Source organism: Microcoleus sp. D3_18a_C4 (assembly GCF_036702415.1).
Lineage (GTDB): Bacteria > Cyanobacteriota > Cyanobacteriia > Cyanobacteriales > Microcoleaceae > Microcoleus.
Genome location: NZ_JAUBTI010000160.1, coordinates 1 through 10,558, shown reverse-complemented (window position 1 = coordinate 10,558; position 10,558 = coordinate 1). Strand labels below are relative to the sequence as shown.

6 protein-coding genes are annotated in these 10,558 nt (G+C 44.9%); 1 reads left to right on the top strand and 5 read right to left on the bottom strand.

Going from position 1 to position 10,558, the window contains the following annotated elements; all coding sequences use genetic code 11:
• Positions 1-158: 158 nt before the first annotated feature.
• A complete protein-coding gene (locus tag QUB16_RS31860; protein ID WP_333322286.1) occupies positions 159-833 on the bottom strand; it encodes a HEAT repeat domain-containing protein in 675 nt (224 codons plus the stop codon).
• Positions 834-1,102: 269 nt separating this feature from the next.
• On the opposite strand from QUB16_RS31860, the gene QUB16_RS31855 reads away from it, so the two are divergent.
• Positions 1,103-3,562, top strand: a complete 2,460-nt coding sequence (locus tag QUB16_RS31855; RefSeq protein WP_333322285.1) for a CBS domain-containing protein — start codon at positions 1,103-1,105, stop codon at positions 3,560-3,562.
• A 358-nt stretch (positions 3,563-3,920) separates the two neighbouring features.
• Here QUB16_RS31855 and QUB16_RS31850 read toward each other — a convergent pair whose 3' ends face one another.
• The 4 genes from QUB16_RS31850 to QUB16_RS31835 form a co-directional block, all read right to left on the bottom strand.
• On the bottom strand, positions 3,921-6,278 hold the full coding sequence (locus tag QUB16_RS31850; protein WP_333322283.1) for a polysaccharide biosynthesis tyrosine autokinase: 2,358 nt from the start codon (positions 6,276-6,278) through the stop codon (positions 3,921-3,923).
• Positions 6,279-7,320: 1,042 nt separating this feature from the next.
• On the bottom strand, positions 7,321-8,751 hold the full coding sequence (locus QUB16_RS31845) for an MFS transporter (protein WP_333322282.1): 1,431 nt from the start codon (positions 8,749-8,751) through the stop codon (positions 7,321-7,323).
• A gap of 493 nt (positions 8,752-9,244) precedes the next feature.
• Positions 9,245-9,802, bottom strand: a complete 558-nt coding sequence (locus tag QUB16_RS31840; RefSeq protein ID WP_333322280.1) for a Uma2 family endonuclease — start codon at positions 9,800-9,802, stop codon at positions 9,245-9,247.
• Positions 9,803-9,864: 62 nt separating this feature from the next.
• Entirely contained in the window at positions 9,865-10,416 is a 552-nt protein-coding gene (locus tag QUB16_RS31835; RefSeq protein WP_333308202.1) for a hypothetical protein, read from the bottom strand.
• Between the last annotated feature and the right edge of the window lie 142 nt (positions 10,417-10,558).

Genomic DNA, 10,558 nt, shown 5'->3' with positions numbered 1-10,558 from the left:
TCCCCGCTCGCGTATTGTACAATACGCGAGCGGGGACGCTCGCACTGTAAATGCAAAACTGAGATGCTCCCGGCTGAATAAATTAGGCTATAGGTGTTTCATCCCCGGCTTCAAAGCGCGGAAATGAAACACTTACAAAATAAGGTAGAAAATATCTGTTATCCTTCTGCTTTTGACAAACGATCGAGAGAAATTGTTGCCGCTTGAGATACTTGAGAATTGCTGTCTTTTTCTAAGTATTTCAAGGCCGAAACGCTCTTAACACTCGGCAAATTGCCCAAAGCTTCAGCCAGCCTCTGGCGGATCAGCCAATCTTCCGACTGAGCAAAGTTGAGGATGCGATCGATCGCCCCAATTTCCTTAATTTCCCCCAAAGCCGAAATGGCCGCCTGCTGGATCACCACTTGCTCGCTGTCGAGAGCTTTCAGCAGCACGTCGCGAGCCCGGGGATCTTTGAGATTCCCCAGAGAAACAGCAGCGCTGAAGCGCACCAGCCATTGAGTATCTTCGTAAAAAGCCCGCACCAAAGCATCAAAAGCTCTGATATCTTCGAGATAGCCCAAAGCACCCGCAGCGTCAGCGCGAATGCCGTAATCCGGGTCAGTTTCTAGCAATTTGACTAGAATAGGATAGCACTCTGCTGTCGGTTTGACCCCGAGAGCAAACACAGCCATCGATCGCACTTGCAAACTTTCGTCGTTCAACACCTTTTTAATTAAAGGCACCGCCTCTGCAGCAGGCACATTCCGCAAGTTGGCCAAAGCCACCATTCGATCGGCTGAATTTTGGCTTTCTAACTTGGCTGCAATTTGCTCTAAGCTTAAAGTTGTCATTATGGATAAATCTTGTAGTAAAACTTTACATTCGGGTTATTTTGATTATAGGGGAGTCTCAGGGGAAAAGGAGGCAGTAAAAACCGCCCTGCGTATTTGAGATGAGTAAGATTGCGGATTAGCGACACCATTAATCTAAAGCTCAGATTGCGTGGAAATAATCAATTAGAAAGTCTATTATTTAAATCTCAAGCACAGGCGAGGTGTTTGTGCCGTTCCCTAAGGCTTTGCCCGATCGTTAGCCTCCCTCCGACAACCTGCCATCCACTATGCCGTTCTACCACCCGCCCTTTTACTCCTCAGCCTTAGAACAAGCGATCGATCGCTACCCCCTCACTGCCGGGCCAGAAACTTCCTTAGCAGTGGCGATCGCCCTGATGAGTCAGTTGCAAAACAGTTGTCCCCTAGTCAAAACACCTGTACCCTCAGACCGGGGGGCGATGACCGAAACAGCCGCGCCGGAAAAGGTGCGGGCCCGCTGCGTGTTCGTCGTGCAGAACCAGCAGACTATTACCACAGGCAACTTATCCGACAACCCCAGCCGCGGACTGTTAATCGGCATATTAACTCCCGCCGACCTAGTGAGGCTGATAGCTTCTGGCACAATAGACAGCCAGCACAAAGTAGCCCTGCACAAAATACCAATTTCCGAAGTGATGTCCCCGGTGTCGGTCTCCCTCACAGAATCCGATGACCAAGACGTGTTTACCGCCTTATCCTTATTTCGCCAGCACAAGATTCGCTATTTGCCGATCGTCAATCAATTTCGCCACTTGGTAGGAGTGCTGACACGGGAAAGAATTCGCCAAGTATTGCAGCCTTCAAACATTCTTAAATTGCGGCGGGTAGCAGAATTAATGACTACGCCAATTACAGCGCCCCACACCGCCTCGCTGCTGAGCATAACCGAACTGATGTCAGAGCATCAAGTCAGTTGCGTAGTGATTACAAAAAACAAAGAATTAACAATGGAGAAGCCCAAAGATGACTATACCTCCATTTTTCACTATTCCTTTCACCAACCCCTGGGAATTATTACCGAATATGACATTGTGCAGGCACAGTTTCTCGAACTAAATTTCAAGGAAACTCCAGCTCAAAAAGTCATGAGAACTCCCCTGCAATTTCTTCAACCTTCCGATTCCCTATGGACGGCGCACAAAGAAATGCAGCAGCAACAAGTGCAGCGGTTGGTCGTGTGCGGGGGGCGCGGAGAACTGTTGGGAATTATTACTCAGACCAGCTTGCTCAGAGTCCTCGACCCCACCGAAATGTACCGAGTGGTCAAACAGTTGCAGCAGTCGGTTTATCAATTGCAAGCCGAAAAAGTGGAACTGTTGCAAAGCCGCAATGCCAAACTGGAACAGCAGGTGCGGGAACGGACAGCAAAACTCCACGAACAATTGCAGCGCGATCGGCTGTTAACTCACATTTCCTTGCGGATTCACCAATCCTTAAACCTCGAAGAAATTCTCAACGCCAGCGTCGATGAAGTCCGCCAAGTTTTGCAAGCTGACCGAGTAGCCATCCTGCATTTAGAGTCCAGCAATTACGGCATTGTAGTGGCAGAATCCGTTGCCGAAAATTGGCCTTCAATCTTGGGAGAAATCATGCCGGATAATATTTGGCAAGAATCTGCTTCGGTGGTCGAACAGGAAATTTATGCGGTTCCAGACCTCGACCAAGCCAGTTTGAGCGCCGAAAAATATGCCCGGTTCCAGCAAGCGCAAATCAAAGCTTATTTGATTGTACCAATTTTGCAAGACGGCAATTTGTGGGGGATGATGTGTGTTCATCAGTGTTCCCAATCCCGTCAGTGGCAGCCTTCGGAAGTGGATTTGCTGCTGCAACTGGCAACTCAAATCGCGATCGCCATTCAGCAAGCCCAACTCTATCAGCAAGTCCAGAATCTCAACACCGACCTCGAACGTCAAGTCCAAGAACGCACTGCCGAATTGCAGCAAAAAGTTCACGAACTCCAGCATTTAAACGTCCTCAAGGATGAATTTCTCAGCACAGTTTCTCACGAACTGCGGACGCCTTTAGCTAATATAAAAATGGCTATTCATATGTTAAGAATTTCTCCCACACTAGATCGACGCCAGATTTATCTAGAAATTTTAGAAACAGAATGTACGAGAGAAACAGATTTGATTAATGCTTTGCTAGATTTGCAGCGGCTCGAAGCTGCAACTTGTCCGATCGACCTCGAACCAGTAAACTTAGAAGTCTGGCTGCCTACTATTATCGACCCGTTTTACACCCGGGCCCACGACCGCCACCAGGATTTGCGAGTAGAGTGCGATCGCCACCTCCCCACGATCAGTTCCAACCGCGCTAGCTTGGGACGAATTTTAGCCGAGCTCCTCAACAATGCCTGCAAATATACTGCCAATAACGGCGAAATTTTTCTGAAAGTTGAGTGCAAAAACGGAGACTGGGAACAAGGAGGACAAAGGACAGATGCGCGACAAGCAAGTGCTGTGGCTTCAGAAATCCAATTTACACTCAGCAATCAATCGTCCATTTCCATAGAGGAATTGCCTCGAATTTTTGAGAAATTTTATCGAGTTCCCAACGCAGATCCTTGGAAACAAGGAGGTACAGGTTTGGGTTTAGCTTTGGTTCAAAAACTTGTGGAACAGTTGCAAGGAAAAATTGAGGTTGAAAGCAGGAATGGCTGGACTAATTTTATCGTCACATTTCCTACCAACCCGGATGAAAATTAGTCCGCCATCAGTCAATTTGAGATTTGAGATTTTAGACTTCGGCCTAAGAGGTTCGGCGAGCGCGAGCGTCAAGTCGCGCTCAGTCTAACGATTTTAGATTTTCGATTTACTCCACAGACGAATCTGGGAGATTGAACAAGAGTCTAAAATTTTGGGATTTCCATGACCACGAATTTCAAAGGTGATACCCGCCACGTGATTTATCCGTGGAATCAATCCAAAATCGAAAATCAAAAATCCTCAAGAAAGAGCATTTATCCGTGGGGTCGCCTCTAAAATCTAAAATCTAAAATCTAAAATCGATTGACTCCTGTCGGGGGCTTGTATCCTTTTTTTTGGAGGTCATCTTTGTTGGGTATCACTCTTTTTTGGGAGCTAGTTTGCGGATACGAGACGGTGCTGGTGTCAAATTCAAATATTCATTTTTATCTTCAACAACTGACGATCTCGATGCTGGATACTTCTTGCGTTTAGGGGCATGATTCGCAACTGTTCCCAAGCATGGTATGCCAAAATTTTCTAATTGACTGAAAACTTTTTTGACTACAGAAAAGGAGACTTGGTGAATTGCTACAACCATCAGTATGCCATCGGTGCGCGCCGCTAAAAAATTCGTATCTTTACTGTCCGCCAGCGGCGGCGTATCGTAGATAACTAAGTCAAATTTTGCCTGAAGTTCTTCCATTAAATACTGCATCTGAGATGATGCCAGCCGTCTGGCAGTACCAGGATTCGGGAGACCGGCAGTTAATACAAAAAGATTATCTGCTAGATGCGATCGTTGGATAATTTCATTGGGTTCGTTTTTATGGTCGAGCAAGTTGCTCAATCCCTTGACATTAGGCAGTTCCAACAGCAAGTGCAGGCTGGGGGAATGCAAATTCGCGTCTACTAACAGCACTCGCTGACCCGCCAGCGCTGCCACGTGAGCTAAGTTTAAAGCAACGGTAGATTTGCCTTCGCCAACTGTAGCCGAACCAATTGCCAAAGAGCTAATCGTTCGATTTGAAGAAAGAAAGCGGATATTAGTATAAAGAGAGTCAAAAGCTTCTATAAATTCCGCAGCAATTTTCTTATTACCCTCTTTTCCTTCAAGATAACCATAAGCATTAGCAATAGAAGGCGGCAATTTTCTAGCATTTTTGTCAAGAGGAATTGCTCCCAATAAAGGCGGTTCAACCGCATCTTTAACGTCATCAGCACAGTAGAAAATATTGCGGAACTTTTCAATGAGGATAGCAGCTCCAAGACCCAACACTAGCGCCCCAACAACTGCCATCACAAATTTGTTTTTAGCTTTCGTGGCAACTGGAATCAGGTTGCCCTTAGCATCTCGCGGTATCCGTGGTTCAGAAATTATTTCCCAAGGTACTTGGCTTTGAGCTGCTTGGACGCGCAGAGTTTCCCGCTGGCTTAAAAGTTGATCGCGGGTGCGGGCGGCTACTTCTAATTGCTGTTGCAGTTCGTTGTAGCGGCGGGCTATGGTGGGGAATTCTGTTGCTTGTCGGTTTAAATTGTTTTTAGTTTGGCTGATTGCCTGACGGCGAGCTTCTAAGACTTGAACTTGGTTAGCAGTATCAACCAATTGTTTAATCAAGCCTATGCGAATCGAATTTTGAAAATTCTGAACTTTAGAATTGGCTTGGGTGCCTACTAAATTTTGCCCCAAAATTCGATCGGTTTGCTGGTTGAGCAAAGCTACTAAATTTGCCCGCTTGCGCTCTAAAGCTTCCACTATAGGGTTAGCAGATTTAAAACGAGCTGTTTCTACAGCAATCTGACCTTCTACTTCCTTAACCTTGGTCAGCAACTCTTTATATTGAGGTTCTTCGCTTAAAGCGGAAGCGGCAATAGCTTCATTTGGTGTAAAATCTAATTGTTTTTGCAAGTTAGCGTAAAGCGTTTTCTGTTCTTGCAGTAGCCTTTGAGTTTCTAACTCTAAAGTTTCTACGTTACGAACTTGCTCGATTAATTGCGCGCCTTGTTCTTGAGGATTGGTAATCTTTTGCTGCTCCTGTATCACCTGTAACTCCGATTTCAGCTTGTTTACGCGCTTACTGAGTGCCGGAAGCTGGTCTTCAATAAATTTAACACCTTGACCAATGCTAGTCTTGCGTTCGTCAAGACTGTACTTTAAATATTTCTGTTTAGTTACTTGTAAAACAAACTCAACTAATTTAGGATCAGTCCCCATGAAGCGAACTTCCAAAATTTTAGTCATCGTCCTCTCATCTTCTCCCATCCGCAAAACGAGTAATCCTTTTTGAAGAATTTCCTCGGTAACTTCTGGATATCGTTTTTGGACTTGTTTAACAATAGCCGACAGCATCTGAGGACTCTGGAGAATTTGAAGTTGAGTTGCGTAGTCCAAACTAAAAAAATCTCGATTAGGCACTCCCCCCCCATCGCCGCGATTGGCTAGGGCAGAGGGGTCAGCTATTCTGGCCTCCGTTGTCACGGGTTCCACTAGCAGCCGAAAATCGCCTTGATATGTTTTCTTGCCTCCCTTGATCTGATAAACAGCTCCAGCGCCTACTAGAGCTATAATCCCAATAATGATTAGGGCTTGTCGCTGAAAAGTCCTCAACAACGGCTTTAGATTCAATCCTTTCTGAGGCTGCGCGCTTAACTCTTCTCCCTCGTCAACGGAAAATTGCTGCACCTGTCGGCTCTGGTTGCTAATGGGTACGATATGAGCGTCCTGTTCTCTTTCCATGTTGACCTCTTTGATATTGTGTGGGTAAAATCAGCTTTCTTCTGCGAGCCTTCGGGTTGATACTTTGAGCATTGGCTTAAGGATATCACACGAAATTATTGGTTGGTCGAACCCACTTCCTTCTAATAGTTCTCACTACTTTCACATAGTATACAAAAATAACTAAATCCCTATGCTAGGCCGGCGGCAAAAGTTCTTTTACAACTGGTGGAGAGTTATATCAGACTGCATTTGGGGTCTGCTGCGTTGTCCTTGTATTTAGGGTTTCCGGGCGACGAAGCAAACTTTTTCCGGTGTCGCTCAGCTTCGCGACAGGGGGTTCAATAACTTTACCAAACTTTTACAATTGACCGTAACACCTCAGCCGTCGCTGGCGCTGGTATTGATTTGTCATCTATGCCATTTTTCGGTTCGGAGTCCAGGGCAGAAGCACTTGTTAACTTACGCGCTAACTGACCGGCTAAAAAGTTTCGCATTTCCCATGTAGATATAATTAGCGACCTTCGGCAGATTTTTGGGAACGGCAACTAATCGAATCAATTTCCGAGAAAAATCTGTTTCTTCTTTTAATTATAAACTTTTTGAGGAGCTGGATGACTGATTAAGTATATAGACTTACTTTACCCTGGTAATTATATCACAAACTCATCTCTATAGTGCGCGATAGACATAAAATTTAATAATTTGTATTCTCAAGCTCGATCGACATCTCGAACAACTCAAGCCTTCGCGGTTTTTCTACCGAGGCGGATGGCGCGGCGCGATTTATGTATTTTCGTAAAAAAACTAGGTTTCTGCATTCCGGGGCTATTACTAAAACTATCGCTTTGATTCGCCCTCCGAGCAAGCTATAGCAATCCTTTCGGGAAACGCGCCACGGGCTTTTTTGTGAATTAACCGATGCAATAAGAAGAGGACACATTGTTAAACAAAAAAAAGAGTTTGCACGTGATGGGAGGATTGCTATAGATATCGCCCGGATGAGCTATCGGTAGTTGTTGTTTTTGGATGTTACTACTTACCAACTACTCATTATTAGCGCTTACTGATTTTGTGCTTTTCTTTCTCGAAGTTTCAACAATATTTCTGCATGAACTTCGCGGCTTATGGGATAAAAATAGGTAAGAATCATGCCAGCAATTAAAGCAATTGTGGGCAGCGGCCCGATCGCAACTCGAATCGCAAAAAGCGCAGAATCTGGCTGTACGGGTGCCTGCTGTCCCGGAACTGTAGATAGAAATCCAGCTCCTTCTAATGCTTGACCTACCAACCACAAACCCCCTGCCAATCCGATTTTTTGCAGCAGTACCATGAAGGAATAGAAAATACCTTCGCGTCTTTCTCCTGTTTGCAGTTCGTCGAGTTCGATCACATCCGGTATCATAGACCAAGGTATTAGATAAGCAGTGGAAACTCCGACACCTGCCATGACTGCTAATAAGTACATCTGAAATACTTGTCCAGGTTGGAGGAAAAACAGTCCAGCTTGGGCAATAATCCACAAACTCATGCCCATAAAATATACGGCTTTTTTGCCGTATCTCTCGCTGACTTTACTCCAAACAAATAGCATGATTAATGCAGTGCCTTGAACTGCGATCGCCACCAAGCTAAAAACGTACTGTGGCTGTTGCATCCAGTTAACAACAAAGTAGGGAATAATAGTAGCAGTCAACTGCACTCCCAGCCAAGAAAAAAGATAAATTCCAATGACGTACAAAAAAGGGCGATTGCTAAATGCAATCTGCAACTGTTCTTTCAGTGGCAAAGATGTAGAATTATCTAGTTCGGCGTTTTCTAATAGTTGGGCGGCGACGTGCTTGCGAGTTCCCAAAACGCACCAGTACAAAGGCAAGACAGAGATAACTGCACAGATTGCACCTAATACTAAATATTGTTGATTCGGGTTCTTTTCAAATACAGCAAAGATAATTAGAGCTAAGATTAATGAAAAGATGCTGCCGCCAATGGAGAAAGCAAATCGAAAACTATTAAGGCTAGTGCGTTCGTTGTAGTCTTGAGTAAGTTCTGGAGTCAGGGCAGTGTAGGGAAGATTGACAGCCGTGTACGCGGTGTTGAACAAAATGCTGATTGCAACATAGTACCAAAATAACACTGTGCGATCCGTGCTAGGTACAATCCACTGCAAGAAGAAGAATATGCCGAAGGGAATGCCACCATATATTATCCAAGGATATCGGCGGCCCCAAGGGTGAGAAGTGCGATCGCTCAAAACCCCCACAATCGGGTCATTTATGGCATCCCAAACCTTGCCAACTAACAAAATATTGCTGGCTAAGCCTGCAGGTAAACCAGCGACATTGGTAAAGAAAACTAGGAGGTAAAATGCCAAAACATTAGCGGTAATTGCCGGGCCGAGGTCGCCGGCACCGTAAGCTAATTTTGTTGAGAAACTGAGTTTTTGTGTTGCGGGGTTGTTGGCGGCTGGTGGAGGCGGGGAAGTGTTGCTCATAAACTTTGATTTCGAGATTTTTTGACAGTCACAGTCTTTCCAGTAGGAGTATAACTCACGCTACGCCCTAATACTAAGTTTTTTGTAGCGATCGGGATTATTCTGAAGATTTGGTAATTGATAATTGGTAATTGATAGATTTGTAGGGGCGGGTTCACCAACAATAATCGCCCCAAAACAAACAATCTCAAAAACCCGCCCCCACCCAACTTTCCAAGCCAAATGTACGTTTAGATTTACGGTGGGGTGGGGGCGGGTTTATATAAATTGTTGGTCATTGTTATGTATGGTTTGTGAACCCGCCCCTACAACGTTGTGGTAATTCGAGCGATATCAATATACACAATACCCGTAGATACCGTAGGGTGCGTCGCCACAGATAATCTACTTCCCAAGCTCGAAAATCTAGCAGCTACGCACCATACAAGGGGCGGGTTTTAGCCGAAATATCGATCGGTAGCTAAAGATATCGATAAACCCGCCGCCCACAGACTTAAGGAAACAGTTGCGAAATCTGAACTTCTATTTCTGGAAAGGCCAGCATTGACAAAACATCATCTTCATTAAATACTGTTTCTTGTCCGTAGTTTGCCTCGCCCGGTTCGCGAAAAACATAAACTTGCCGCGTGTTAACATCCAGTATCCAATAATCAGTAATTCCCGCCTTAGCATAAGCCGGTGCTTTCCGCCTGCGGTCTGTTTCTAAAGTCGTGTCAGCTATTTCTATTAATAAAAAAATATTGTCGGGCGCGGGATGAAAATCTTGGTACAGCCGAGGGTCGATTTGCACTACAGCAATATCGGGTACTGGTTCTGAATTATAACTTAGAGTAACCGGGTCTTGGATGCGAATTAAAGCAAGTCCTGCCAGCAGACTTCTTAGATAGTCGGCTGCACAGAGGTTAGTTGCTGCGTGGGGAGGATTTTTTGCACTACTTGAAATAATTTGCCCGTCAATTAATTCCACTCGTTCATCGGGATTGAGAATGCCAGTTTCGGTCATCCGGCGGTATTCGGCTACAGTCCACAAGCGTACATCTGTTACAGTCATGGCACAATTTCCTTTGGCGATATTATCTATTATCGATTAACATTCTAGTTTTTCTTAAATTGCTAGGTCAGCAATCTCGATTTAGCTGTAATTGCTCCCACACACCACAAAATGGCATTGACAATTTCCGATCGCTGAATATCTTCTGCGTCTAAAAAACTTGCAAACTCTTCCTCAATATTCAAATGGTCTGCAAAATCATAAAGTATGCGCTTGTATTCAGTTGGCATCGGTATTAAAGTAGCTTTCACTAAATCGAAAAGCGCGTTCAAACAGTTGAGGATAGTAGCTGACTCGTCAAAATCTTCGGCATCTAGCAAGTACAGCGTTTCTGCAATGTCGCAAATAGCGTCTATTTGTGTGGGTGGCTTTCCCAGTTCGCTGACATCGATATTGCACAATTGGAGAGCGTTAATCGCTAGTTCGGGACGAGTAAAAAATACAAGTTGACCGCCGGCTACTAAGGGCGGCTCTTGTTCTCCATAGACAATTAGAGTATATAGATTTGGTATTTCGGTGCCGGGGTCGATCCGGAAACCGAACAGCCACAACAATTTTTCTGTATTTGGGTTCGCTGTTTGCAGTGTTGTTGGGAAAATATTTGGTTCTGACATGAATTTTTAATCCCTATAATATGCTCTTAAACTCGGATTTTAGGGAGCATCTCAGTTTTGCATTTATAGTGCGAGCGTCCCCGCTCGCGATTTGTAGAATACGCGAGCGGGGACGCTCGCACTATAATAAAAAAAATGCTTT